The organism is Candidatus Frankia alpina (assembly GCF_902806485.1).
GTDB classification, from domain to species: domain Bacteria; phylum Actinomycetota; class Actinomycetes; order Frankiales; family Frankiaceae; genus Frankia; species Frankia alpina.
In genome coordinates this window covers 1-672 of sequence record NZ_CADCWT010000543.1, presented here as the reverse complement: position 1 = coordinate 672, position 672 = coordinate 1, and the positions used below count along the sequence as shown (strand labels likewise).

General features: G+C 66.5%; 1 protein-coding gene and 1 pseudogene. Both read right to left on the bottom strand.

Annotated elements, in window-relative coordinates:
* Positions 1–11 precede the first annotated feature (11 nt).
* Positions 12–350: a phosphotransferase gene (locus G6R25_RS24420; protein ID WP_163554697.1), complete on the bottom strand. Its 339-nt coding sequence runs from the start codon at positions 348–350 to the stop codon at positions 12–14.
* Positions 351–480: 130 nt separating this feature from the next.
* Positions 481–672 (bottom strand): annotated as a pseudogene (locus tag G6R25_RS25735) (hypothetical protein); the annotation flags it as partial.

The window sequence follows — 672 nt, the reverse complement described above, 5'->3', positions numbered from 1 at the left end:
TTTTCTCTCACCTACGAAAAGGCTTGGAAGAGACCAAGATCGATGGAAACTCGGGCTAGCTCGACGGCGAGGTGGGGCGGATCGGTGACCGGCTCGGCGAGCAGGCTCTCGCCGTCGAGCCATCGGTAGACCGACCAGGTCCATGGGTAGCCCTGGTCGGGTCTGCCCCGGCCCAGCGGGACCGGGACGGCCAGTGGCAACAGTGGCGCGAGCCGTGACAGCCACCGCTGCTCCTTGTCCACCTGCTCGGCCGCCGCGGGGATACGGGGCAGGCGCGTCCACTGCGGGAACTGCGCTGCGATCAACCGGCGGACCTGGGGAGCATCGATGTCGATCTTGTCCGTGTGCATCTTCCCGTCAGATACGGGACCTTCTGGAATGAAGCGGCTCGGCGTGGTCAGTTTACTGGCCGGTTGAGCCAGAGATCCAGGATCTGGGCGGCGGTTGCGGTGACGGTCTGGCTGGTGGTGTCCAGGACGGTCACTCCCAGCTGGTCACTCCCAGCGATCGCTTCAAGCTGCCGGGTGCTGCGGGCCAGCTGCGCGTGCGCACCTGAACCGATCTCTCTGCGGTGAGGCGGATAGTGGCGATGTCTGCGCCTGGGACCGCGTCCGCGATCCAGCGCAGCTCGTCGGCGAGTGTGGCGAAGACCAGGGCCGCGCGAAGGTCACT